We start from the raw sequence: 25,057 nt of genomic DNA on the forward strand, positions 1-25,057 counted from the left end.
TTGAAATTCGCCGCCGCATGGCGAGGAGGTCCGATATGCCGTACCAGGACGACCCCGATCAACTCCCAGAGCTGCCGGACCCGGGACCTCGCGACGGCCGGCACGGTGTGGACCGTGATGCCGAATTCGATCCATACCCGTCACGGCATATGGGCGAAGACACCGCCGGCGGCGTCCTCCACGTCAGCCTCGAAGACGCCAAGTGGCACCTGGCAAGAATCCTCGACCGGGTCGAGACCGGCGAGGAGATCATCATCACGCGCCACGGGCATCCTGTCGCACGCCTGGTGCCGGCCCTGGTGCCGGCCCACGTGCCGGCCGACGCGCCCGCCGACACTGTCGTCGCCGAGCTGGAGGTCGACACGGTCACCGTGACCGATACGACAGTTTTCGACGGCCGAACGGATGCCGCGGTCACCGTCGAACGCACACTGGTGTCCAGCACGGTCACCACCTATAACGAAGATGATCAGCTCCCCGAACTGCCTGACCCCGGGCCGCGCGACGGCCGTCACGGGGTTGATCGCGACGCGGGCTTCGCTGATCGGTAGGATCGCTCGACGGTGCCGGAAACGCCTGGCGCCGAACCCCGGGCGGCCGAACCCCGGTCAGCCGAACCCGGGTCAGCCGAACCCCGGTCAGCCGATCTCGATCAGCAACGCGCGGCACGCCTTCTGACAGCGGCGGCACGCTTCACCGCAGATGCGGCAGTGCTCGTGCATGTCGGCGTGACTCTCACACTCGTCGGCGCACGTGGAACACGCCGTCACACAGGCGGCCAGCAGTGCGGCTGTGAGGTTGTCGTCTGACGCGCTCTGCCGAGAAAGCACAGCTCCTGTCGCGACGCAGACGTCCGCGCAATCGTGGTCTGTGCCGATGCACCGCACGAGGTCGGCGACCGTGTCTTCGGCCAGGCAGGCGTCGGCGCAGGCCGTGCCCGCCTGCGCGCATTCGTAGCAGGCGTCGATCGCTGTGATCAAAAGGTCGGAGGCCGCGACATCCGCTCCCGGGTGGCTGTTCAGCATCTCCTCTGTAACCGTCATGATCCGCTCCATTCCTTCTGCCATTCGCCGACCGGGTTCCGACGGATGCGGCGCCACCGCCTGCGACGTCGCACGCGGTCATTCCACGCTACGCCGCTCCCCCGCGCACGACCAGTGGCGTCTGCCGCGCGAACGGCGCCGTTGTTCGCCAGGCGTGCCACCCGCGCTCGGGCGTAAGCACGGTGGGAGCGGAGGCGGGAAGGGGGGTGGGAAAGAATTCCTCGCACCGCATAGGGTTGCACGGTGCCTCAACGACCCAGCCTGTCCACCCCATCCGCTCGGGGCTCGTCGCTTTCCGCGCCAACGGTGCGCGCCACCCTGCGCAATCCGAAGGCGCTCAGCATCGAGGTTCTGGCCGGCATCGTCACCACACTGGCGCTGATTCCCGAGGTCATCTCGTTCTCGGTGATCGCGGGAGTCGATCCCAAGGTCAGCCTGATCGCATCCGTCGTTCTGGCGATCTCGATGTCGATTCTCGGTGGCCGTCCGGCGATGATCACCGCCGCCGCAGGAGCCGTCGCGCTCGTGGTCGCCCCGCTGGTGAAGGAGCACGGCGTCGAGTACCTGTTGCCCGCGGTGGTGCTCGCTGGCCTGATCCAGGTGCTGTTCGGCGTGACCGGGCTGGCGCGGTTGATGCGATTCATCCCGCGGTCGGTGATGATCGGTTTCGTCAATGCGCTCGGCATCCTGATCTTCGTCGCGCAGGTGCCGCACCTGCTGGGCGTGCCGTGGCTGGTATACCCGCTGTTTGCGCTGACCGTGCTGATCGTCGTGCTGCTGCCACGCCTGACGACCGCGGTGCCTGCGCCGCTGGTGGCGATCGTCGTCGTCACCGCGATCACCATGATCGCCCACCTGGCCGTGCCGGACGTCGGCGACCAGGGCGACCTCTCCGGTGGCTTGCCCGGCATCACTCCGCTGCTGGTGCCGCTCGACCTGGAGACTCTCGGAATCATCTGGCCCACCGCCCTCAGCGTGGCGTTCGTCGGGCTGATGGAGACGCTGCTCACGGCAAAACTGGTGGACGACATCACCGACACCCGCTCACCGAAGGGCCGAGAGTCCTGGGCGCTCGGCATCGCGAACATCCTCGCCGGGTTCTACGGCGGCATCGCCGGGTGCGCCATGATCGGGCAGACCATCGTCAACGTGAAGCTCGGCCGCGCGCGCACCCGCATCTCGACGTTCATCGCCGGTGCCTTCCTGCTGCTGCTCGTCACCGTGCTGAGCGGAGTGATGGCGCAGATTCCGATGGTGGCACTCGCCGCAGTGATGATGATCGTGGCCATCACCACCGTGAACTGGCACAGCGTTCGCCCGTCAACGCTGAAACGGATGCCCCTGCCGGAGACGATCGTGATGCTCACCACGGTCGCGGTCGTTGTTGCGACCGGCAACCTGGCGATCGGAGTGGCCGGCGGCGCCCTGCTGGCGATGGTGCTCTTCGCACGGCGGGTGGCGCACGTCATCAAGGTTGCCCGGGTGGTAGCGCCCGACGGCGATTCTGTGCGTTACGTCGTCAGCGGACCGCTGTTCTTCGGCAGCAGCAACGACCTGGTCGAGCAGTTCTCGTATGCCCAGGATCCGGCGCAGGTCATCGTCGACTTCAGCGGGTCGCAGATCTGGGATGCCTCGACGGTCGCCGTGCTCGACTCGGTCGAGACGAAGTACCGGGAGCACGGTGCATCCGTGACCTTCGAGGGTCTCGATGCGCGCAGCGCGGAGTTCCACGGGAAGCTGACCGGCCGGCTGTAGCGGGCCGACGCTTCGCCGAGAGTCGCCGTTCGCGCCGACAGTTCCCGCTGCTGCGGCGATTCTCGGTGCAAACGGGGACTGCGGGCGCGAACTCAGTCGCGGTCAGGCCCCGGCGAAGAAGCCCCCGATCGCTGCGGAGAGCGCCACCGGATCGTCAACGTGCACCAGCTCGCGTGCCGAGTGCATCGACAGCAGCGGCACGCCGACGTCGACCACCCGAATGCCGAGCCGCGTCGCCGTCAGCGGTCCGATCGTCGAGCCGCACGGCACCATGTTGTTCGACACGAACTCCTGGTAGTCCACACCTGCAGCAGCGCACAGCCGCGCCCACAGGGCCGCGCCATGGGCATCCGTCGTATAGCGCTGATTCGCATTGATCTTCAGCAGCGGTCCCCCACCGGCCACCGGGTGGTTCACGGGGTCATGCCGCTCCGGGTAGTTCGGGTGCACCGCGTGCCCGGCGTCGGCCGACACGCACCAGGACTCCGCATACGCCTGCAGCCGCTGGCCGACGGATGCCCCGAGCCCGGCCCCGATGCGGGTCAGGATGTCGTCGAGCAGCGGACCACTCGCACCAGAACGGGACTGCGAACCGAGCTCTTCGTGGTCGAATGCGGCGAGAACGCTGATGTGGCCGGCGTCATACGGCGCTTCGAGCAGCGCGCGGAGCCCGGCGTAGACCGACGAGAGGTTGTCCATTCGACCGGCGGCGAACAGCGCGGCGTCGAGACCGAACCGCGCCGGAGCGGCGGTGTCGGCGGTCAGAATATCGTAGCCGGCGACATCCGTCGCCTCGAGGCCGGCTACCGCCGCGAGGTGACCGAGCAGGTCGGCCTCGCTGGCGTCACCGACCCCGAACACCGGGGAGAGGTGCTTCTGGCGGTCGAGTTTCAGCCCGTCGTTGACCTCACGGTCGAGGTGGATGGCGAGCTGCGGAATACGCAGGAACGGTCCTGTGCGCACGAGGTGCTCTGTGCCGTCGACGGTGACGATTCGCCCGGCGAGTTCCAGCTCGCGGTCGAGCCAGGAGTTCAACAGCGGACCGCCGTAGACCTCGACGCCCGCCTGCAGCCAGCCATGCGAACCGGTCGTGGGCTTCGGCTTGAGTTTGAAGCCGGGCGAGTCGGTGTGCGCGCCGAGAATGCGGAACGGCGTGGTCGGCCCCGCGCCCTCCGGCTGGATCCAGGCCACGATCGCACCGTCGCGCACGACGAAGAAGCGACCGGATGCCCCGTCCCACTCCTCGGATTCGCCCCGCCGGGCGAATCCCGCCTCTTCAAGCCGCATGGCCGCCTCAGCGGCTGCGTGATACGAGGAGGGCGAATCGCTGATGTACCGGCCAAAACCGTCGATGTAGTCGTGCGTGTAGTCGCTTGTGGCATCCATCCGTCCATCCAATCACGCATCCAATCACGCGCCGTGCCCGTCAACCGCGTCCGGATGCGGCGCCAAGACATCAAGGATTGTCACCCTCTTGCTGTACTCGCGGCGTCACCCCACACCCGGCGACGAATGCACCTGTTGCTGAAGCACCAATTGCGCTGTACTTGACAGTGGCCTTGCGAATCCGGGGCCGTGCATCGCCTCATCCTCATCCACCAGCAGCCTCATCCACCAGCAGCCTCATCCACCAGCAGAGAAACGAGACGCCATGTCAACGATGATCTTCGTCAACCTTCCGGTCGCAGACCTCCAGCGGTCCGTCGACTTCTGGACCGCCCTCGGCTACTCCTTCAATCCGCAGTTCACCGACGAGAACGCCACCTCGCTCATCATCGAAGAAGACCACATCTACGCAATGCTCCTCACCCGCGACTACTTCAAGACCTTCACCAAGAAGGAGATCGCCGACTCGTCGAGCGCCGAAGTGATCATCGCACTGAGCGCCGACAGCCGCGAAGCCGTCGACAAGCTGGCAGACACCGCCCTGGCCAACGGCGGCAGCGTCGCCAGCGACCCTCAGGAGTTCGGCTTCATGTACGGGCGCAGCTTCCTCGATCCAGACGGCCACCAGTGGGAAGTCTCCTGGATGGACATGTCGCAGATGCCGGAGACCCCGGTCGCCTGAGCACCCCTCGTACTCGCGGCGTGCACAACCGCTGGGATTTTCGTCAATCGGCGCGGAATCAGGCTTTTTCACCCGTCATTGGACAAAATCCCAGCAGTTACGTACACAACCACGACCGTCGTCGACCAGCAGGCGACGGATGCCGCACCACGGCCAGTCGGCTGTCACCGGCACCTGACAAGCTGGGTGGCATGACCGATACCCGCGCATCCGCGCTCGAGATCCTGCGCACGCTGGTCGGGCGCGCCGACGCCGATTTCCACGAGGGCCAGTACGAGGCGATCGAGACCCTCGTCGAGAAGCGGCGGCGTGCGCTGGTCGTGCAGCGCACCGGCTGGGGAAAATCGGCGGTGTACTTCGTTGCCACACTGCTGTTGCGGCAGCAGGGCGCCGGTCCGACGATCCTGGTCTCCCCGCTGCTTGCGCTCATGCGTGACCAGGTCGCGGCCGCCGCCAGAGCCGGAGTGCGCGCCGTGTCGATCAACTCGTCGAACGCGCATGAGTGGGGCGAGGTGCTCGGCAAGCTCCAGCGCGATGAGGTCGACGTGCTCCTGGTCTCTCCGGAGCGCCTGAACAACCCGGCCTTCCGCGACGAACAACTGCCCGCCCTGATTGCCCGCGTCGGCCTGCTTGTGGTCGACGAAGCGCACTGCATCTCCGACTGGGGCCACGACTTCCGTCCCGACTACCGGCGCCTGCGCGACCTGATCGCCGAGATGCCGGCCGGGGTGCCGGTGCTGGCGACAACGGCCACCGCGAACAGCCGGGTGGTGACGGATGTCGCAGAGCAGCTAGCACCGCCACAGCGACCGCGCGAGGTCGGGGAAGGCTCGACCTCCGGGACAGATTCGACCGGCGCGGGCTCGACCAGCGGCGCGGGCTCACCCGGCGAACCCGGCAACACCGACGTCGTCACGATCCGTGGCCCGCTGGCCAGGGCATCCCTTCGCCTCGGCGTGCTCCGGATGCCCGACAACAGCGCCCGCCTCGCCTGGCTGCTCAGTCACCTGGCCGATCTCCCAGGCAGCGGCATCATCTACACGCTGACGGTGTCCGCCGCCCAAGACACCGCCAGACTGCTCCGCGAGGCCGGTCACGAGGTGCGCGCATACACCGGCCAGACCGACACTACCGAGCGGGAAGAATCGGAGCAGTTACTCAAGAACAACAAGGTCAAGGCGCTCATCGCCACGAGCGCGCTCGGCATGGGATTCGACAAGCCAGACCTGGGCTTCGTGTTGCACCTGGGCGCCCCGAGCTCCCCGGTCGCCTACTACCAGCAAGTCGGTCGCGCGGGCCGCGCCACCGACAACGCCGACGTTCTGCTCCTTCCCGGCCAGGAAGACCAAGACATCTGGCAGTACTTCGCGACCTCGTCGATGCCGAAGCAATCCAAAGCGGAGGCCGTCATCGCCGAACTGCAGGCCAACGGCGCTCCGCTGTCGACGCCCGCACTCGAAGCCAGGGTCGACCTGCGCCGCACCCCGCTCGAGCTTCTGCTGAAGGTGCTCGACGTCGACGGTGCCGTTCGCCGGGTGAAAGGTGGCTGGAGTGCAACCGGCACCCCGTGGGTCTACGACGCCGAGCGCTACGACCGAATCGCCGCCGAGCGCGTCACCGAGCAGGAGTCGATGCTCGAGTACGAACGCACCGACGGATGCCGCATGGAGTTTCTACAACGCTCACTCGACGACGAGACTGCCGCGCCCTGCGGCCGCTGCGACAACTGCGCCGGCGTGTGGTACCCGAGCGACGTTGCGACGGATGCCGCTGCTGCGGCAGCAAAGTCGCTCGATCGGGCCGGCGTGGTAATCGAACCGCGCGCGCAATGGCCGACTGGCGTGGCCAGCCTCGGGGTGGATGTGCGCGGCAATATCCCGCCGGCAGAGCGGCTCTCCCCTGGCCGCGCCCTCGCCCGGCTCACCGACCTCGGCTGGGGTGGCCCGCTGCGCGAGGTGTTCGCAACCGCGGCTCCGGATGCGCCCGCAACGCCAGCCATGGTGCAGGCCTGCGTACGCGTGCTCGCCGAGTGGGACTGGGACGAGCGACCTGCTGCCGTCGTGAGCATGCCGAGCCGGCGGCATCCGCTGCTCGTCGACTCGGTCGCGCGGGCGTTCTCCGAGCTCGGAAAACTCCCTTGGCTCGGTGCCCTCGAGCCCGTGAACGGCGGCCCGCAGGGCGATCCAGGCGGCAACAGTGCGTATCGCTTGGCGGCGGTCTGGGATCGGTTCGCGGTCGGCGCAGAGCTCGCAGAGTCAATCGACGGATACCGCGGTCGCCCGATCCTGCTGGTCGACGACATCGCGGACAGCCGCTGGACGCTCACCGTCGCCGGCCGCCTGCTCCGCCGAGCCGGAGCATCCGCTGTGCTGCCGTTCGCCCTCGCACTCCGCTCCTGACTCGGACATCTCGCCGCGCTTCCCCGGGCGCAACGCCACCGCCATCCCGACCCTACAATCGAGAGATGACAACAGGCCGTGCCCGACACCACTCACTGAACTACGTCGAACTCACCGTCACCGACATGGCGAAGGCGATGGCTTTCTACACCGATGCATTCGGTTGGCGGTTCAACAACTATGGGCCGCAGTATTCAGGCATCGCGTCTCCCGACCACGAGGGAGAAGAAGTCGGAGGGCTCCTGTTGGCGGAGACGGCGCGGCCTCAGGGCGGTCCGTTTGTCCTGCTCTACTCAGAGAATCTCGACGATACGGCTCAGTCCATCGTGGCGGCGGGCGGTCGCATTCTCCAGGAGCCATACGAGTTTCCCGGTGGTCGACGACTTCATTTCGCCGACCCGAGCGACAATGAGCTGGGCGTCTGGGCACTCTCGTAAGCGCACCACGTAAGCCCCCTCATAAACGGTCAGCGTGAGTGGCCAGCGGTCGACATCCGCCACCGACTATTGGGCAACCGTGATGACGATCTTGCCGCTCGCGTGTTCTTCGGCAAAGTATCGTATGGCTTCGGGCACCTGGCTCAGGGGGTAGGTCCGGTCGATTGCCGGTGTGACCACGCCGGATTCGATGAGATCGCGCAGTTGATCGAGGCTCTCGCTTCCCACGGAGGGCGTGAACGTCCGCAGGTTCTGGCTGACGAACGGCGACATGAGAAGCGCCCTCATGATGCGTCCCATCGGCCCGATGATGCGGCCCCCGGTGCCGCTGGAGAGAACCAGCGTGCCGGTGCGGGTCAAGACTCGGCGTAGTTTTCCGAGAGAGTGGTTGCCGATCAGGTCGAGGATGACGTCGTACTGTCGACCGCTCGCGGTGAAGTCTTCCCGACCGTAGTCGATGACGTTCGCGGCACCGAGCGTTCGCACGAGAGCAGCATTCCTTCCACTGCTCACCGCGGTGACCTCGGCCCCCATCGACGCGGCGATCTGCACGGCGAACGTGCCGACCCCGCCCGATGCACCGTTGATCAGCACCTTCTGCCCTGGCCGCAGCTTCCCGCCATCACGAAGACCCTGCAACGCAGTTCGCGCCGCCAACGGCACCGTGGCCGCCTGCTCGAAGGTGAGGTTTGCCGGCTTGTGTGCCAACAGCTTCTCGGCTGCGACCGCAAACTCTGCGAAGGTTCCGGCCTCCAACTCTGCGTATACCTCGTCGCCCACCCGGAACCGAGTGACATTCGCTCCGACTGAGGCGACCACACCGGCGACGTCCTTTCCGCGAATGACCTGCTTTGGCTTGCCAAGACCGAAAGCCAGGCGGGCGATAAGCGGGCGACCACTGGTGTAGACCCAGTCGGCGTGATTGACCGACGCAGCGCGAACGCTGATGAGCACCTCATCGGCCGTGATCACCGGGGTGGCGACTTCCGACTCCCTGAGAACGTCGGCTGAGCCGTACGCCTGTTGCACGATCGCCTTCATCGTGGCCGCCCGCGCGTCTGAGCGCCCGTGGGGACCGCCGATAATTGTGCTGCTTGTCGTGTTCATTGTTCTTCCGCCTTCGTGTGAGTGATTTCTGCTGGAAATTCGTGCGACCATACGGTGTAAGGTCGATAAGGCGAAACTACCATACGATGTAAGGTATTGTCTAGAGGGTGCCGCGCACGATGCCGCACAGATCGGAGAACGTTGTGACAGGTGTGAACAGTGCTGCGGTTTCCCGGAAACCCGTCACGCGGGAACGAGCGCTCCAGGTGGCGGTCGGCCTCGCCGATGAAGGCGGGATCGAGGCACTCAGCATGCGAAAGCTCGCCGGCGAACTCGGCATCGAGGCGATGTCGCTCTACTATCACGTCAAGAACAAAAACGAGATACTCGACGGGATGGTCGAGATCGTCGTCAGCGAGATGGCCGTCGCCTCCGCCGATACCGACTGGAAGTCAGCACTTCGGGAGCGCGCCTATTCAGAGCGCGACGTTCTCATCCGGCATCCGTGGGCCATCAGCGAAATGGATGCCCGCACCACGCAGGCGACGCTCAGGTACCACGACGCGATCATCGGAAACCTCCGCGCCGCGGGTTTCTCGATGCCGATGGTCGGCCACGCGCTGTCTGTCGTCGACAGTTACGTGCACGGATTCGCGTTGCAGGAGGCGTCATTGCCGCTCGACCCCACCGGCGATATCAGTGCGGTGACAGAAGAGATCATGGCGCAGCAAGAGATGATGGCCGGCACGTTCCCGCACCTCGCCGAGATGGGATCAACGCTCATCCTGCAGCCGGAGTATGCCTACGGCAACGAATTCGACTTCGGCATCGGCCTGATCCTCGACGGCATCGAGCTCGCCCACGCAGCGGAGGTCGCCACCGCACAAACTGACCGTTAGTGCGTGATCACCTTGTCGATGTTCATGACAAGGATGACGCGCACGTCGCTGTCCGCCGGCGCCTGCTGCCCGGCATTGCCGTACCGCTTCCCGAGGCGAACATAGAACGCGCCGGTCGGGTCGGCGATCGCCTCGGTGAGACGGCCGCGCAATTCGATGTATCGGTGCGGCGCTTCCGGGTCGAACACGACCAGGCTCATCGACGGATTGTGCCGAAGGTTGCGGAACTTGGCGCGCTGCGTGGTGTGAGTGAAACGGAGGCTCGCGCCGTCGAATTCGAACCACATGGGATTCACCTGCACGGTGTTGTCGGGGCGGACGGTGCCGAGAACACCGAAGTTCGGCTCCTCGAGCAGGTGGCTGAAATCGGCGGGAATCATTGTCGTCATTGTCTCATTCAACCCGGTTCTGCCGCGGCTTCGAAACGGTACCCCTTTCTGAAACGGTGATTGGGGACTTCACTGGAAGCAACTGGATTCACTGGAACCTGGATTCACTGGAACCTGGATTCACTCGAACACTGTGGAAAGGAACGATCATGACTACTCCCGAGCACCCAGACAGCAACCGCCGTGCGGGCGACGGCAGGCCGGATCCTGCCGATGGCGCCTCCGATTACCGTGACAACGAGCCACCCGCCGCGGTGCCGGTCGAAGAGCGCCCGTCGCTGCGCGAAGACGTCGTCGCGCGCGAAGAGGAAAGCTTCGGCGGAGTGAAGATCGGCTCGGCATTCTTCGGCTGGCTGACGGCAACAGGAACCGCCGTTCTCCTGACCGCTCTCGTGGCCGCCACCGGCGCTGCCATCGGACTCGGCGTCACGGGCGACATCGATGAGGCAACGGATGCCACGGCCGAGAACGCGACGACGGTCGGCCTGGTTGGCGCCAGTGCTTTGGTCGTCGTCGTATTCATTGCCTACTACTGCGGCGGGTACGTGGCTGGCCGGATGGCCAGGTTCGCCGGAGCGAAGCAGGGTGTCGCCGTGTGGCTCTGGGCCGTAGTGATCGCCATCGTCGTCGCTGTACTCGGCGCCATCGCCGGGTCGCAGTTCAACATCCTGGCGAATCTCAACGGATTCCCGCGGATTCCGATCAACGAAGGCACCCTGACGGCCGGCGGCATCATCACGGCCATCGTCGTTGCACTCGCCAGCCTGGCCGGTGCCGTACTCGGCGGTATCGCAGGGATGCGATACCACCGCAAGGTCGACCGGGCCGGACTGGGTCGCTGACCCGGGGCATCCGTTCACCGTTTCGCAGGCACGACCGTATTGCGCAAACAGTCGTCAGACAGACAGGAGTCAACCATGATTTCCACCACCAACCTCGGTGCCTTGATGGGGGCGCCAGTGCTCGGACCGGACGACGAGAAGATCGGCACCGTCGGCCAGATCTTCGTCGACCCGGACGACGGACACCCCAATTGGATGACCGTGCACACCGGCCTTTTCGGGCGACACGAGACATTTGTGCCGCTCGACAACGCCACCTGGGATCACGAGCGCGTGCACGTCGACATCGACAAGGACGTCATCAAGGGTGCTCCTCGTATCGACGTGGATGCACCGCTCGAACCAAGCGCCGAGGCGGGCCTGTACCGGTACTACGGCCTCAGCGACGAGGATGACGGTGATCGTGCGGGTGGTGGCGTTCGCGAAGACACCGATGCTCGCAATCATTCTGACGAGCAGCCGATCAGCGACAGTTCCGTGGCAGACGAGCGGGCGGTCCCCGACGACGATCTGGCGGCAGGCGGAGCGCAGGAGCGTGAAGTCGAGACCGGGCGCGTGCGGTTGCGCAAGTATGTCGTGACGGAGCAGAAGACGATGACCGTTCCCGTGGCGCACGAGGAGGTGCGGTTGGAGAGCGAGGAAGTTTCGACAGACACCGACCCAGACGCCGACTCCAGCACACACTCCCGATCTGGTGCGGCCGACGAACGTCCGGCCGGTCCCCGCCACGCCCGATAGGTGGCATGGCGATACGCACCCGAAACTCAGTAGAGGAAGATCGGCAACCACTCCGGGTTGTGGGCGTGCACCAGCACGAGGAACACCACGAGGTCGAACAGGAGATGCACGCTCACCACGTAGGTGAGCGACTTCACCTGGGAGAAGATCCACGCCTGCACGAGCGCGAACGGGATCGTCAGCAGCGGCCCCCAGCCGCGGTAGCCGAGTTCCCAGAGGAAAGAGACAAAGATCGTCGCCTGCAGCAGGTTGGCCTGCCACATCGGAAAATGCTTGCGCAGGAGCGTGAACACGATGCAGATGAAGAACAGCTCGTCCCAGATGCCGACCGCGTTCACGCCGACGAACAATCGGGCGAGCTCATCGGGTGCGCTGATCGCCGGCCAGTTCTGGTAGGCGCCGGTGCCGATGAAGTATGGCGGCAGAATCAACCAGCCAAGCACCACAACGATCACCAGATACCAGCGCTCCAGGCGCGACCAGCGATGTCCGGTATTCACCGGAAAACGGATGCTGTGCTCACGATAGATCCCGCGCTCCACCAGGTAGGGCACGGCCACGGCGAGCGCCAGAACGATCCCCATGAGCGCGATGTTGGCGTAGCTGATGTTGGCTTCGAGCGAGATGGTGCTGATGATGCCGAGGCCGAGGCCGATCAGCAGCAGACTGCGAAACAGCGCCCGGTCGATGAAGAATGCCGCGACCAAGCTCAGCACGAGAACGAGATAGCCCGCCAGCGGAATCTGCACCCCGAAGAGCAGAACACCGGATGCCGACATCCCCGCAGCGGGAAGCAGGCCCCACGAGAGTGCAGGCTTCACTTCCGCCGCCATGGTCATATCGGTGCCCGTCACAGCGTCCAGCATGCCATCCCCGCCCGGCATCGGCCGGTAACCGCCCGTAACAGGAATACGCGCCGTCGGGCGGGGTTGTTAGTCTGCGAAGGTCATCGCCAATTCGAATCCACACTCAGCAAAAGGGCACCACCATGAAGGCACGTCTCGTCACTGCAGCACTCTTCTCCGTTATCGCGATCTCGCTGGCGGGCTGCGCGGCGGGTGGCGGTTCGACCGGTTCTGACGACGGCGGCACAGCCACCGGCGGGGCCGACGATTCTCTCACCGCAGTGCAGGATGCCGGTGTGCTGACGGTCGGCACCGAAGGAACGTATCGTCCGTTCTCGTTCCACGAGGGCGGATCCGGTGACATCACCGGCTTCGACGTGGAGATCGCCAAGGCCGTTGCCGACAAGCTCGACGTCGACGTGAAGTTCGAAGAGACACAGTGGGACGGCATCTTCGCCGGCCTCGAAGCCGGCCGATTCGACACCATCGCCAACCAGGTGACGATCAACGACGAGCGCAGCGAGAAGTACGAGCTCTCCGACCCGTACACGATCTCGACCGGTGTGATCGTGGTGCCGGAGGCCAACACCGACATCACCTCGTTCGACTCCCTCGCCGGAAAGCGCACCGCACAATCGCTCACCAGCAACTGGTTCACCCTCGCCGAAGACAGCGGTGCAACGGTAGAAGGGGTCGAGGGCTGGGCGCAGTCGGTCGCGCTCGTCGAGCAGGGGAGGGTGGACGCCACCATTAACGACAAGCTGACCTTCCTCGACTACAAGAAGGAGACCGGCGCCAAGGGCCTCAAGGTCGCCGCCGAGACCGAGGAGAAGTCCGAAAGCGCCTTCGCCTTTGCGAAGGGCAGCACAGCGCTGACGGATGCCGTCAATACCGCGCTCGAGGAGCTGCGGGCCGACGGCACGCTGGCCGAGATCTCCGAGAAGTACTTCGGCGACGACGTCACCGAGTAGTTGGCGGTGCGTGTAGGCGGTGCGAGTAGGCGGTGCGAGTAGGCGACTACGAACGACGCCGGGTCGCCCGTTGTCACCGCGCACTGACGCAGTAGAGTCGCGAATATGAACCAGCCCGCCTGGGAACTCTTCCTCACCTCCCTCTGGCCGATCGCGCAGGGGGCGATCCTCGGAACGATTCCGCTCGCCCTGATCTCGTTCGTGATTGGCCTCCTCCTCGCACTCGGCGTCGCCCTGATGCGGCTCTCTCGCCTGAAATGGGTGTCCGCCATTGCCAGGGTCTACATCTCGATCGTGCGCGGCACTCCCCTGCTCGTGCAGTTGTTCGTGATCTTCTACGGCCTTCCGTCGCTGGGGCTGCTCATCGACCCGTGGCCGAGCGCCATCGTCGCCTTCTCGATCAACGTCGGCGGCTATGCGGCGGAGATCATTCGCGCCGCGATTCTCTCGGTTCCGCGCGGGCAGTGGGAAGCGGCGTACATGGCGGGGATGAGCCACCGGCTGGCGCTTCGCCGGGTGATCCTGCCGCAGGCGGCGCGGGTGTCGGTGCCGCCGCTGTCGAACACCTTCATCAGCCTGGTCAAAGACACCTCCCTGGCGTCGCTGATCCTGGTCACAGAGCTGTTCAGGGAGGCACAGCAGGTGGCGGCGTTCAGCCAGGAGTTCATGCTGCTCTACCTGGAAGCCGCGCTGGTGTACTGGGTGATCTGCCTCGCCCTCTCTGGCGGGCAGGGCATGCTGGAGAAGAGATTGGACCGCTATGTCGCCCACTGACCTGCCTGCCGCGGGCGGCGCTTCTGGCGCTGGTGCCGCATCCGCTCTTCTCACCGTGCGCGGGCTGCAGAAGAGCTTCGGCGACAACCAGGTGCTGCATTCAGTCGACCTGACCGTCGAGCGTGGGCAGGTGCTGGTGCTGATCGGGTCGTCCGGTTCAGGCAAGACGACGGTGCTGCGCTGCCTGAACGGGCTGGAGCACGCCGACGGCGGAACTGTCGACGTGGCCGGTGAGCTGACGCTCGATTTCGCCGCGCGGCCGACCAAGAAGCAGTTCAACGCCCTGCGTGACCGTTCGGCGATGGTCTTCCAGCACTACAACCTGTTTCCGCACATGACGGTGCTCGAGAACGTGATCGAGGGTCCGGTGATGGTGCAGAAACGGCCAAAATCCGAGGCGACGGATGAGGCGGTCGCGATGCTCGAGCGGGTCGGGCTGGCCGAGAAGGCAGATGCCTATCCGTTCGAGCTTTCCGGCGGTCAGCAGCAGCGGGTGGGAATCGTGCGCGCCCTGGCGCTGAAACCGCAACTGCTTCTGTTCGACGAGCCGACGTCGGCCCTCGACCCTGAACTTGTCGGCGACGTGCTCCGCCTCATCAAGGAGCTGGCGGCTGAGGGCTGGACCATGGTGATCGTCACGCACGAGCTCGAGTTCGCCCGGGAGGTGGCGCACGAAGTGGCCTTCGTCGACGGCGGCAGGATCATCGAGCGCGGGCATCCGTCACAGTTGTTGCGCGACCCGCAGCAGGAGCGCACCAGGCAGTTCCTGCACCGCCTGCTGTTCCCGTTCTGATCCGTCACACTTCGCCGGTGGCAGTGTCGTGTCGAAGAATGCCAGCGGCCCACTGGTGGTGCGTCACGATGTCGACGAAGCTGAGGAGATGAGCCCTGATTCTGAGTCGACGCCCGTTCTCACCACGAACGCTGCCCTGGTCATCATCGATGTTCAGCGTGGGTTCGCCGACAAGGGTTACTGGGGCGCCCGCAACAACCCAGGGTTCGAGTGGAATCTCGAGCGCCTGATCAACGTCTGGGAACACACCGGCCGCCCGATTGTTGTGGTGCGACACGACTCGCAGTCAGAGAATTCACCGTTGCGAACCGGCCAGAACGGCAACGAGCTGACGGATGCCGTTGGCGCAGTTTCGCCTGCCCTGGTCGTGACGAAGGTGGTCAACTCCTCCTTTCACGGCACGCCAGACCTGCGGGCGTGGCTTGAGGCCGAAGGCATCCGTCAGCTGGTGCTCGCCGGAATCCAGACGAACATGTGTGTCGAGACCACGGCGAGGGTCGGCGGCAACCTCGGTTTTGACGTGCTGGTCGCGCTCGATGCCACTCACACGTTCGATCTCACGGGCTCGGACGGCACAACAATGACCGCCGATGAGCTCGCCACCGCCACCGCGGTGAACCTTTCGGGCGGTGGTTTCGCCCGCATCGTCACCACGTCGAGCCTTGAGGCAGCGTCGGCGGCGCTGGTCGCTCCCCGCGACTGAGAGGAACGGCGCGGGGCGGATCGAAGTACGCTGAATCCCATGACCGTTCCTCCCATCGCCGCGAAGAAGCCCACCGAGCGCGTGCATCACAACGATGTCTACGTCGACAACTACGAGTGGATGCGCCAGAAGGAGAATCCAGAAGTCGTTGAGCATCTGGAAGCCGAGAACGCCTACACGGATGCGCGAACGTCACACCTGGAACTTCTGCAGGAGCAGCTCTTCGAGGAGATCCGCGACCGAACCCAGGAGACCGACCTCAGCGTGCCGGTTCGCCGCGGCGACTGGTGGTACTACACCCGCACGGTGGAGGGATCCGAATACGGCATCCACTGCCGGGCCCCGATCACCAGGTCTGACGACTGGACTCCGCCGGTGCTTCCGGAGGTCACGACCGACGGAGACTCCTCGGCCGACGTAGCCACCGCCCTCCCGGGCGAGCAGATCCTGCTCGACGACAACGTCGAGGCGGAGGGCAACAACTTCTATTCGCTCGGTAGTTTCGACATCAGCACAGATGGCACCCGACTGCTGTACGCGGTCGACACCGAGGGCGACGAGCGCTACACGATCCGGATTCGCGACCTGGTCTCCGGCGAGAACCTTCCGGACGAGATCGCGGGCACCGCCAGCGGCGCCATGTTCGACACGAGCGGCCGATACCTCTTCTACACCACCGTCGACGAGGCGTGGCGGCCCGACACCGTGTGGCGGCACGAAGTCGGCACACCCAGCGACGCCGCAGGCGACGTCTCGATCTTCCACGAGCCAGACGAGCGCTTCTGGATCGGCGTCGGGCGCACCCGCAGCCGCAAGTACCTGATGATCGAGGCCGGCTCCAACGTGACCTCGGAGATCCACCTGCTCGACGCCGCAGACCCAACCGGTGAGTTCACCGTCGTCTGGCCGCGGCGCGACGGCGTCGAGTACGACGTCGAGCACACCGAAGTCGGCGGCGCCGACCGGCTACTCATCGTGCACAACGACGGTGCCGTCAACTTCGAGCTCATCAGCGTGGCCGCAACCGACCCGCGAGGTGAACGGCAGGTGCTGCTGCCGCACCACGACGAGATCCGGCTGGAGGGCATCGACGCCTTCCGCGATTTTGTCGTCGTGGAATACCGCAAGGAGGGTCTCACCCGGGTTGCGATCGCCCGCAACGGCAACAAGAAGTCCGACGGCCTCACTGAGCTGAAGTTCGACGAACCCCTGTTCGCGGTGGGCACGCTCGGCAATCCGGAGTGGGAGCAGCCGACCGTTCGATTGGCGTACACGAGCTTCGTCACGCCGTCGACGGTGTACGACTACATCGTCGCCAGCGGCGAGCTACGGATGCTGAAGCAGCAGCCGGTTCTCGGCGGGTACGACCCGAAACTCTTCGAACAGCGTCGCGAATGGGCCGTGGCCGCCGACGGCACCCGCATCCCGATCTCGCTGGTGTACCGGCGCGACCTGGTCACGCCGGGAGTGCCGGCACCGACGCTGCTCTACGGGTACGGCTCGTACGAACACAGCATCGACCCGGGGTTCAGCATCGCGAGGCTCAGCCTGCTCGACCGCGGCATGATCTTCGCCGTTGCCCACGTGCGCGGTGGCGGCGAGATGGGCCGACTCTGGTATGAGAACGGCAAGAAGCACCACAAGCGCAACACGTTCACCGACTTCATCGCCTGCGCAGAGCAGCTGATCGATGAAGGCCACACCTCCGCCGACCGGCTCGTCGCCGAGGGGCGCAGCGCCGGCGGTCTCCTGATGGGCGCGGTGGCGAACATGGCACCGAAGCTCTTCTCCGGAATCCTCGCCGGCGTGCCATTCGTTGACCCACTGACGTCGATTCTCGACCCTTCACTGCCGTTGACGGTGATCGAGTGGGACGAATGGGGCGACCCACTGCACGACGCAGAGGCCTACGCGTGCATCAAGTCGTACTCGCCGCTCGAGAACGTGCACGACACGCACTACCCGCGCATCCTGACCGTGACCAGCATCAACGACACCCGCGTGCTCTACGTCGAGCCCGCAAAATGGGTCGCGCGGCTGCGCGAGGTGGGAGCGGATGTTCTGCTCAAGACCGAGATGTCGGCCGGCCATGGTGGCGTGTCAGGCCGGTATGCCGCCTGGCGCGAGCGCGCGTTCGACTACTCCTGGGTGATCGACGTCGCCGGTGCACACCCGTCCGGCGAGGGCACGCACGCCGCCACCCGCTGACCCCTTCTGCGCACCCCGACGTTCTGGCAGAACTCCTGCAGATCGGCTCAACGGAAGACGGAAGACGGAATCCGGGCTTCGACGCTGATGCCACCGCGCCCTGCAGGAGTTATGCATGTCGCACACCGTTCGCCGGTGCTGTCCACGACATTGCCTACAGCCATGGTGCTCTTGCGGGCGCGATGCCAGCGCTCTAGAGTGACTATGTGCTTATGTAATGACATAGTTTGAACCTCAGAGCACCCGCCCACCAGCGAGAGAGTTGTACAGAGCCGTATGACGAGCAGAGCAGCATGACAGACCAGACCGGCGCAGAGACTCTCGACGTGCTGACCATCGGCCGCAGCGGCGTCGACCTCTATCCTCTGCAGGACGGCGTCGGACTCGCCGACGTCACCACCTTCGGCAAATATCTCGGCGGCAGCGCCACCAACGTCGCCATCGCCGCCGCCAGGCATGGCCGGGCGAGCGCCATCATCACCCGCACGGGCGCCGACCCGTTCGGCAGCTTCGTGCACTCCGAACTGCGCAGGCTCGGCGTCAGCGACCGGTTCGTCACCGATGTGCCCGACCTGAAGACCCCGATCACCTTCTGCGAGATCTTCCCGCCAGATCACTTCCCGATCTACTTCTACCGCGACCCGATCGCCCCAGACCTGGTCATCAACCCGGAAGAACTCGACCTGGACGCCATCAGAAATGCGGGCGTCTACTGGTCGACGGTCACCGGTCTCTGCCGCGAACCCAGCCGTTCGGCACACCACGCCGCCTGGCAGGCCCGCGCGCGCCGCCCCCTCACCGTTCTTGACCTTGACTACCGCCCGATGTTCTGGGAGTCGCCGGAAGCAGCCACCCGCGAGGTATCGCGCGCACTCGAACAGGTCACCGTCGCCGTCGGCAATCGCGACGAATGCGAGATCGCGGTCGGCGAGACAGACCCGCACCGCGCAGCCGACGCCCTTCTCGACCGGGGCGTCGAACTCGCCGTCGTGAAGCAGGGACCACGAGGTGTACTCGCGAAGACCAGGCACGAAACCGTCGAAGTCGCCCCCTATGAAGTCGAGGTCGTCAATGGCCTGGGAGCAGGAGACGGATTCGGCGGCGCACTCTGCCACGGCCTGCTGGCCGGCTGGCCCCTCGAACACGTGATCCGGTTCGCCAACGTCGCGGGTGCCATCGTGGCCACGAGGCGTGAGTGCTCGACAGCTATGCCGACAACCGCCGAAGTGGATGCCGTGCTGCAGGAGATCTCACATGCTGGCCGCTGACGACTTCGCCCGCCTTCGCGAGCTGCGGGCGACCGACCCCACGCGGCTTCGCGAACTCGTTACCTCCCGCCGCCGGGCGACGCCACACGACGACGGACGGATTTTCATCATCGCGGCCGATCACCCGGCTCGAGGCGCGCTGGGCGTTCGCGAAGACACGATGGCCATGGCCGACCGTTACGAGCTGCTCGAGCGCCTCGCCCTCGCCCTCTCCCGCCCCGGCGTCGACGGAGTGCTCGGCACACCAGACATCATCGAAGACCTCGCGGCGCTCGGCGCCCTCGACGGCAAGATCGTTGTCGGCTCGATGAACCGCGGCGGCCTCAAGGGCGCGGCCTTCGAGATGGACGATCGCTTCACCGCCTACGACGTGCACAGCATGGTCAGCTGCGGATTCGACTTCGCCAAGGCACTCCTCCGCGTCAACCTCGCCGATTCGGGCAGCGCCGCAACGCTGCAGGCCACCGCCACCGCGGTCAACACCGCAGCCGCCGCCGGTCTGCCGATCATGCTCGAACCGTTCATGAGCGACTGGCACGACGGCCGCATCGTCAACGACCTGACAACGGATGCCGTGATCACGTCGATCGCGATCGCATCCGGTCTCGGGTCGACGTCTGCCTTCACCTGGCTGAAGCTTCCGGTGGTAGCCGAGATGGAGCGCGTGATGGCCTCGACCACACTGCCGACCGTGCTGCTGGGCGGAGACCCGAGCATTTCTCCCGACGAGACGTACGCGTCGTGGGGGCGAGCGCTCGGTCTTCCAGGGGTGCGCGGACTGGTGGTGGGGCGCACCCTTCTCTACCCGCCACACGGCGATGTCACGGCAGCGGTCGACACGGCAGCCGCCCTGGTGCACCCGACTGGATAACGTTTGTGCAAATGTCATAACAAAAGATTGACGGCCCGGGTTCGCGGGGCTAGGTTCAGGACCGATAGCCGGTTCTGCTCGAAGTTTCTCAATGTGGAGGTAAGTCAGTGCGAGTTGTCATTCTCGGTGCCGGTCGGATCGGGCAGGCGCATGTGCGCACACTGCTGGATCAGGAGGCGATCACCGAACTGCTGATCGCCGATCTCGACCCGTCGCGTGCCGAGGCTGTCGCGGCATCCGTCAGCGCCGATTCCAACAGCGCCGATTCCAACAGCGCCGATTCCAACCTCGACCTGTCCGGTCGCACCGTGCGGGCGGGCAGCATCGACGACGCGTTTGCCGCGCGACCCGACGCAATCGTGATCGCAGCGCCCACGTCGGTGCACGCCGAGCTCATCGTGCGCTCTGTGCAAGCCGGAATACCGACGTTCTGCGAGAAGCCGCTCGCCGAATCCCTCGCGTCGAGCCTCGCGGTCGTCGACGAGGTAGAGCGTCATGACGTGCCGGTACAGATCGGTTTCCAGCGCCGCTTCGATGCCGGTTATCGCGCGGCAAGGGAAGCGCTCGAGTCCGGCGCCATCGGTGAGCTGCGACGCCTGCACCTGCTGACCTGCGATCCGACGCCTCCCCCGGCCGAGTACATTCCGACCAGCGGCGGCATCTTCCGCGACTGCCACATCCACGACTTCGACATTCTGCGCTGGGTCACCGGCCGTGAGGTCGCCTCCGTCTACGCGACCGGCGCCAACCGTGGGGCGGCCTTCTTCGGTGAAGCCGGCGACGTCGACGAGTCTGCCGCGCTGCTCACCCTCGACGACGGCACGCTCGCCACCCTGCAGGGCTCCCGCTACAACGGCGCGGGCTACGACGTGCGCATGGAGCTGGCCGGCACCGAAGGCAACCGCACTGTCGGACTCGACGAGCGCGTGCCGCTCACCAGCGCAGAACCCGGCGTGGCATTCCCCTCCGACGCGCCATGGCCGAACTTCCAGGAACGATTCGCCGCCGCCTATTCAGCCGAACTGGCGACGTTCGTGCGGGTCGCCACCGGGGAACTGCCCAGCCCCTGCACCCCGCGCGACGCCCTCGAAGCCCTGTTCATCGCCGAAGCTGCAGACCTCTCACTCCGCGAAGAGCGGGTCGTTCGACTCGATGAGATTCGCCGCGGCGCAGCGGTCGGGAGTTGACCATGACACCGTCAACGCCGCAGGCCACTTCCCTCGCCGACCGCATCGCCTCCGCCCCCATCTCCTGGGGAGTCTGCGAGGTTCCGGGCTGGGGCGTGCAGCTTTCGCCCGAGCGCGTCCTCACGGAGATGCGGGAGCTCGGCGTGGTCGCCACCGAGTTCGGTCCAGACGATTTTCTGCCCGCCGCCCCGTCCGAGAAAGCCGAGACCCTCCGCGCACACGGCCTCAGCGCGGTCGGAGGCTTCGTCCCGGTCATCCTGCACGACGCATCCGTCGACCCGGTGCCGGCCATCGAAGCCGAGCTCGAGTCGTTCGTGGCCGCCGGTGCCACACGCCTGGTTCTCTCTGCTGACACCGGCCAGGTCGGTTACGACTCGCGCCCCACACTCACCGACGAGCAGCGGACGACCCTGTTCGCCAACCTCGACCGCCTGGCCGAGGTCGCTTCCGCCCACGGCATCGTCGCCTCCCTCCACCCACATGTCGGCACCATGATCGAGTCGACGGATGACGTCAATCGCGTTCTCGCCGGCTCGTCGATCGGACTCTGCCTCGACACCGGGCACCTCCTGATCGGCGGCACCGACCCCGTCGACCTGGCCGCGCGCCACGCCGATCGCATCGCTCACGTGCACTTGAAAGACGTGCGCGTCGACGTCGCCAAGCGTGTGCAGGCAGGCGAACTGACGTACACGGATGCCGTTGGCCAGGGCCTGTACGCACCGCTCGGTGACGGCGACATCGATATCGCCGCCATCGTGCGCTCGCTTGAGGCGGCCGGCTACACCGGCTACTACGTGCTCGAACAGGACACTATCCTCACCAGCGAACCGGCGACGGATGCCGGACCACTCACCGACGTTCGCCGCAGCCTCGACTTCATGACGGGCATCGCGCTCCCCTGACCCACGTCACTCCACAGCACTATCCGAAAAGCACCATCGCAGTAAGCACCACCGCAACAGGCACCAATCACCGGTATCCAAAGGAGGAACCACAGATGAAGCTCAACAGACGCTGGCTCGCGGCATTGGTCGTTGTCCCGCTCGCATTGGCCGGTTGCACGGCCACCACGCCAACCGGTACCAGTTCCGATGACGCCGCGGCACCCGCGGGTGGAGACGACATCACCATTGCCGTGGTCACACACGGCACTCCAGGCGACACCTTCTGGGACGTCGTCAAGTCCGGCGCGGAACAGGCCGCCGAAGACCTCGGTGTCACGGTCACCTACCAGGGTGATGGCGACCCGGTGAAGCAGAGCCAGCTGATTGACTCTGCCGTCGCCACCAACCCGGATGGCCTCATCGTCTCCATGGCGAACCCCGAGGGCGTGCAAGGAGCCGTGGAAGCGGCCATCGCCGCCGGCGTCCCCGTCATCACCATCAACTCCGGGCTCGACCAGTCCAAGGAGTTCGGCGCCTCGACCCACGTCGGGCAGAGCGAGTTCATCGCCGGGCAGGGCGCCGGTGAGGAACTGGCGACGGCCGGTGCCACCAACGTCATCTGCGTCATCCACGAGGCAGGCAACACCGGCCTCGAAGAGCGCTGCTCCGGAGCCGCGGACACCCTCGGCGGAACCGTGAGCAACGTGCAGGTCGACATCGCCAACGTGGCGGATGCCCAGAACACCATCAAGTCCAGCCTTCTCGCCGACCCGTCGATCGACGGAGTGCTCACGCTCAACCCGGGGATCGCGGTCGCGGCGAACCAGGCGATCGAGGAGGCAGCCAGCAGCGCGCAACTGGCGACGTTCGACGTCTCCGAAGACGTGACGCAGCTCATCATCGACGGCAAGATCCTGTTCGCCGTCGACCAGCAGCCGTACTCGCAGGGCTACCTCCCCGTCGTCTTCCTCACTCTGCAGAAGCGCAACGGCGACGTTGTCGGCGGCGGCCAGCCGGTCTATTCCGGCCCCGGCTTCGTGACGAAGGACAACGCGGAGCAGGTCGCCGAGTTTGCGAAGAACGGAACGCGATGACCACTGCCACTGCACCAGCAGTGACGGATGAGCGGGTCATCAGGACAAATCCGTTCATAGCGATGCTGCGCCGGCCTGAGGTCGGCGCAGCAGTCGCCGCGCTCGCGATCTTCCTGTACTTCTCCCTCTCGACCCAGGCGTTCCTGACCCCGGCCGGCGTCTCCACGTGGCTGTACTCGTCATCGCTGTTCGGCATCATGGCGGTTGCCGTGGCGATGCTCATGATCGGCGGGGAGTTTGACCTCTCCGCCGGTGCCATGACCGGAACCACAGCACTGATCGTCGGCGTGATCACCACGCAGTGGGGAGTCAACATCTGGCTCTCGCTGGTGATCTCGCTGGCAATCGCGCTCTTGGTCGGTGCCGGAAACGCGTTCATCGTGATGAAGACCGGGCTGCCGAGCTTCATCGTGACTCTGGCGACGTTCTTCATCCTGCAGGGCATCAACCTGGCGGTCACCAAGCTGATCACCGGCACGGTCGCCATCCAGGGCATGGGCGCAGTCCCAGGCTTCGACCAGGTCAAGGTCATCTTTGGCTCGTCGTTCCCGTTCCTCGGCATGAACGTGAAGGTCTCGGTCGTCTGGTGGATCGCCTTCACCGCCCTCGCCAGCTGGATCCTGCTTCGCACCAGGGCAGGAAACTGGATATTCGCGGTCGGCGGCCAGATGACCAGCGCCCGCCAGGTCGGCGTGCCGGTGATGAAAACCAAGACCGGATTGTTCATGACCACGGCCGGCGCCGGCTGGCTGGTCGGCATGCTGCAGCTCTTCGACGTGTCGACTGTGCAGGCCACAACCGGCATCGGCCAGGAGTTCATCTACATCATCTGCGCCGTCGTCGGCGGATGCCTGCTGACCGGCGGGTACGGGTCGGCGATCGGCGCGGCCATCGGCGCTCTCATCTACGGCATGACGTTGCAGGGCATCGTGTTCGCCCAGTGGGACAACAACTGGCTGAAGGCGTTCCTCGGCGGCATGCTGCTGCTCGCTGTGCTGGTCAATCTGTATGTGCGCAGACAGGCAGGAGTGAGATCATGACCGAACCCATCGCATCCGCCGCCCCACCGATTCTCGAGGTGAGGGGCATCGGCAAGTCCTACGGCTCCATCATCGCGTTGCGCGATGTGAGCGCGTCGCTCGGAGTCGGCGAGGTGCTGTGCGTGCTCGGCGACAACGGTGCTGGCAAGTCGACGTTCATCAAGATTCTCTCCGGTGCGCACGAGCACACAGAGGGAACTCTGCTCGCCTACGGCAAGGAGCGCACCTTTGGAAGCCCGCGCGAGGCGCTCGACATCGGCATTGCCACTGTCTACCAGGACCTCGCCGTCGTCGGGCTGATGCCGGTCTGGCGCAACTTCTTCCTCGGCTCTGAGCTGACCCGCGGTGTCGGGCCGTTCCGCCGCCTCGACGTGAAGGGGATGCGCCGGATCACCAAGGACGAACTGGCGAAGATGGGCATCGACCTGCGCGACGTCGACCAGCCGATCGGTACGCTGTCTGGCGGCGAGCGCCAGTCCGTCGCCATCGCGCGTGCCGTGTATTTCGGGGCGAAGGTCGTCATCCTCGACGAGCCGACGTCTGCGCTGGGGGTGAAGCAGGCCGGGGTGGTGCTGAAGTACATCGCCCAGGCGAGGGACCGTGGGCTCGGCGTGGTGTTCATCACCCACAACCCGCATCACGCCTATCCGGTCGGCGATCGGTTCCTGCTGCTCAAGCGCGGCACCAGCCTCGGTGAGTTCGCGAAGAACGAGATTACGATCGAGGAGATGACACGGCTGATGGCCGGTGGCGCCGAACTTGAAACTCTCGCCCACGAACTGGAGCGTGCCTGAACCAT

25 protein-coding genes are annotated in these 25,057 nt (G+C 65.6%); 20 read left to right on the forward strand and 5 right to left on the reverse strand.

Features of this window, described 5'->3' with window-relative positions:
* The first annotated feature begins 35 nt into the window (after nucleotides 1-35).
* The gene (locus K323_RS27520) at nucleotides 36-551 is read left to right on the forward strand and encodes a type II toxin-antitoxin system Phd/YefM family antitoxin (RefSeq protein ID WP_022887047.1); all 516 of its coding nucleotides are present in this window, start codon (nucleotides 36-38) and stop codon (nucleotides 549-551) included.
* Between the two features lie 87 nt (nucleotides 552-638).
* On the opposite strand, the gene K323_RS0120040 is transcribed toward K323_RS27520, so the two are convergent.
* The gene (locus tag K323_RS0120040; protein ID WP_026851898.1) at nucleotides 639-1,043 is read right to left on the reverse strand and encodes a four-helix bundle copper-binding protein; all 405 of its coding nucleotides are present in this window, start codon (nucleotides 1,041-1,043) and stop codon (nucleotides 639-641) included.
* A gap of 243 nt (nucleotides 1,044-1,286) precedes the next feature.
* On the opposite strand from K323_RS0120040, the gene K323_RS0120045 reads away from it, so the two are divergent.
* Nucleotides 1,287-2,798, forward strand: a complete 1,512-nt coding sequence (locus K323_RS0120045) for a SulP family inorganic anion transporter (protein ID WP_051147452.1) — start codon at nucleotides 1,287-1,289, stop codon at nucleotides 2,796-2,798.
* A 102-nt stretch (nucleotides 2,799-2,900) separates the two neighbouring features.
* Here the strand turns inward: K323_RS0120045 and K323_RS0120050 are convergent, their stop codons facing one another.
* Nucleotides 2,901-4,184: a M18 family aminopeptidase gene (locus K323_RS0120050; protein ID WP_022887050.1), complete on the reverse strand. Its 1,284-nt coding sequence runs from the start codon at nucleotides 4,182-4,184 to the stop codon at nucleotides 2,901-2,903.
* A gap of 265 nt (nucleotides 4,185-4,449) precedes the next feature.
* Between K323_RS0120050 and K323_RS0120055 the strand changes: the two genes are divergently transcribed.
* The 3 genes from K323_RS0120055 (at nucleotide 4,450) to K323_RS0120065 (ending at nucleotide 7,702) form a co-directional block, all read left to right on the forward strand.
* Nucleotides 4,450-4,866: a VOC family protein gene (locus K323_RS0120055; RefSeq protein WP_022887051.1), complete on the forward strand. Its 417-nt coding sequence runs from the start codon at nucleotides 4,450-4,452 to the stop codon at nucleotides 4,864-4,866.
* A 191-nt stretch (nucleotides 4,867-5,057) separates the two neighbouring features.
* The gene (locus tag K323_RS0120060; RefSeq protein ID WP_022887052.1) at nucleotides 5,058-7,265 is read left to right on the forward strand and encodes a RecQ family ATP-dependent DNA helicase; all 2,208 of its coding nucleotides are present in this window, start codon (nucleotides 5,058-5,060) and stop codon (nucleotides 7,263-7,265) included.
* Between the two features lie 65 nt (nucleotides 7,266-7,330).
* The gene (locus K323_RS0120065; protein ID WP_022887053.1) at nucleotides 7,331-7,702 is read left to right on the forward strand and encodes a VOC family protein; all 372 of its coding nucleotides are present in this window, start codon (nucleotides 7,331-7,333) and stop codon (nucleotides 7,700-7,702) included.
* Between the two features lie 66 nt (nucleotides 7,703-7,768).
* Here the strand turns inward: K323_RS0120065 and K323_RS0120070 are convergent, their stop codons facing one another.
* Nucleotides 7,769-8,809 (reverse strand): NAD(P)-dependent alcohol dehydrogenase, encoded by a 1,041-nt coding sequence (locus tag K323_RS0120070; protein ID WP_022887054.1) that lies wholly within the window; start codon nucleotides 8,807-8,809, stop codon nucleotides 7,769-7,771.
* 143 nt (nucleotides 8,810-8,952) lie between these two features.
* Between K323_RS0120070 and K323_RS27525 the strand changes: the two genes are divergently transcribed.
* Complete coding sequence (locus K323_RS27525; protein ID WP_211219882.1) at nucleotides 8,953-9,648, forward strand: TetR/AcrR family transcriptional regulator C-terminal domain-containing protein; 696 nt, start codon at nucleotides 8,953-8,955, stop codon at nucleotides 9,646-9,648.
* On the opposite strand, the gene K323_RS0120080 is transcribed toward K323_RS27525, so the two are convergent.
* Nucleotides 9,645-10,037, reverse strand: coding sequence for a PPOX class F420-dependent oxidoreductase (locus K323_RS0120080; protein ID WP_022887056.1), 393 nt, complete (start codon nucleotides 10,035-10,037; stop codon nucleotides 9,645-9,647). The two genes, K323_RS27525 and K323_RS0120080, sit on opposite strands and share 4 nt — an antisense overlap.
* A gap of 149 nt (nucleotides 10,038-10,186) precedes the next feature.
* Here K323_RS0120080 and K323_RS0120085 point away from each other — a divergent pair, with 149 nt between their 5' ends.
* On the forward strand, nucleotides 10,187-10,879 hold the full coding sequence (locus K323_RS0120085; RefSeq protein WP_033373763.1) for a hypothetical protein: 693 nt from the start codon (nucleotides 10,187-10,189) through the stop codon (nucleotides 10,877-10,879).
* A gap of 75 nt (nucleotides 10,880-10,954) precedes the next feature.
* On the forward strand, nucleotides 10,955-11,617 hold the full coding sequence (locus tag K323_RS27530) for a PRC and DUF2382 domain-containing protein (protein ID WP_022887058.1): 663 nt from the start codon (nucleotides 10,955-10,957) through the stop codon (nucleotides 11,615-11,617).
* A gap of 26 nt (nucleotides 11,618-11,643) precedes the next feature.
* On the opposite strand, the gene K323_RS0120095 is transcribed toward K323_RS27530, so the two are convergent.
* A complete protein-coding gene (locus tag K323_RS0120095) occupies nucleotides 11,644-12,450 on the reverse strand; it encodes a CPBP family glutamic-type intramembrane protease (RefSeq protein ID WP_157509522.1) in 807 nt (268 codons plus the stop codon).
* Between the two features lie 155 nt (nucleotides 12,451-12,605).
* Between K323_RS0120095 and K323_RS0120100 the strand changes: the two genes are divergently transcribed.
* From K323_RS0120100 to K323_RS27535, 12 genes are all read left to right on the forward strand, one after another.
* Nucleotides 12,606-13,433: an amino acid ABC transporter substrate-binding protein gene (locus tag K323_RS0120100; RefSeq protein ID WP_022887060.1), complete on the forward strand. Its 828-nt coding sequence runs from the start codon at nucleotides 12,606-12,608 to the stop codon at nucleotides 13,431-13,433.
* A 105-nt stretch (nucleotides 13,434-13,538) separates the two neighbouring features.
* Nucleotides 13,539-14,207 carry an amino acid ABC transporter permease gene (locus K323_RS0120105; protein ID WP_022887061.1) on the forward strand — a complete coding sequence of 223 codons (669 nt, stop codon included), beginning with the start codon at nucleotides 13,539-13,541 and terminating at the stop codon, nucleotides 14,205-14,207.
* Complete coding sequence (locus K323_RS0120110; RefSeq protein ID WP_022887062.1) at nucleotides 14,194-15,000, forward strand: amino acid ABC transporter ATP-binding protein; 807 nt, start codon at nucleotides 14,194-14,196, stop codon at nucleotides 14,998-15,000. The genes K323_RS0120105 and K323_RS0120110 overlap by 14 nt, the downstream gene beginning before the upstream one ends.
* A 28-nt stretch (nucleotides 15,001-15,028) precedes the next feature.
* Entirely contained in the window at nucleotides 15,029-15,703 is a 675-nt protein-coding gene (locus tag K323_RS0120115; protein ID WP_022887063.1) for a cysteine hydrolase family protein, read from the forward strand.
* Nucleotides 15,704-15,742: 39 nt separating this feature from the next.
* Nucleotides 15,743-17,911, forward strand: coding sequence for a S9 family peptidase (locus K323_RS0120120; protein WP_022887064.1), 2,169 nt, complete (start codon nucleotides 15,743-15,745; stop codon nucleotides 17,909-17,911).
* Nucleotides 17,912-18,204: 293 nt separating this feature from the next.
* On the forward strand, nucleotides 18,205-19,179 hold the full coding sequence (gene iolC / locus K323_RS0120125; RefSeq protein WP_022887065.1) for a 5-dehydro-2-deoxygluconokinase: 975 nt from the start codon (nucleotides 18,205-18,207) through the stop codon (nucleotides 19,177-19,179).
* Nucleotides 19,166-20,050 (forward strand): Cgl0159 family (beta/alpha)8-fold protein, encoded by an 885-nt coding sequence (locus K323_RS0120130; protein ID WP_022887066.1) that lies wholly within the window; start codon nucleotides 19,166-19,168, stop codon nucleotides 20,048-20,050. Before iolC ends, K323_RS0120130 begins: the two co-directional genes overlap by 14 nt.
* A 107-nt stretch (nucleotides 20,051-20,157) precedes the next feature.
* Entirely contained in the window at nucleotides 20,158-21,237 is a 1,080-nt protein-coding gene (locus tag K323_RS0120135) for a Gfo/Idh/MocA family protein (RefSeq protein WP_022887067.1), read from the forward strand.
* A gap of 2 nt (nucleotides 21,238-21,239) precedes the next feature.
* Nucleotides 21,240-22,142 carry a TIM barrel protein gene (locus tag K323_RS0120140; RefSeq protein ID WP_022887068.1) on the forward strand — a complete coding sequence of 301 codons (903 nt, stop codon included), beginning with the start codon at nucleotides 21,240-21,242 and terminating at the stop codon, nucleotides 22,140-22,142.
* 95 nt (nucleotides 22,143-22,237) lie between these two features.
* Nucleotides 22,238-23,218: a sugar ABC transporter substrate-binding protein gene (locus K323_RS0120145; protein ID WP_022887069.1), complete on the forward strand. Its 981-nt coding sequence runs from the start codon at nucleotides 22,238-22,240 to the stop codon at nucleotides 23,216-23,218.
* Nucleotides 23,215-24,258 carry an ABC transporter permease gene (locus K323_RS0120150; RefSeq protein WP_022887070.1) on the forward strand — a complete coding sequence of 348 codons (1,044 nt, stop codon included), beginning with the start codon at nucleotides 23,215-23,217 and terminating at the stop codon, nucleotides 24,256-24,258. The genes K323_RS0120145 and K323_RS0120150 overlap by 4 nt, the downstream gene beginning before the upstream one ends.
* Entirely contained in the window at nucleotides 24,255-25,052 is a 798-nt protein-coding gene (locus K323_RS27535) for an ATP-binding cassette domain-containing protein (RefSeq protein WP_022887071.1), read from the forward strand. The genes K323_RS0120150 and K323_RS27535 overlap by 4 nt, the downstream gene beginning before the upstream one ends.
* The last annotated feature ends 5 nt before the right edge of the window (nucleotides 25,053-25,057 follow it).

It is taken from the genome of Glaciibacter superstes DSM 21135 (genome assembly GCF_000421145.1).
Lineage (GTDB): Bacteria > Actinomycetota > Actinomycetes > Actinomycetales > Microbacteriaceae > Cryobacterium > Cryobacterium superstes.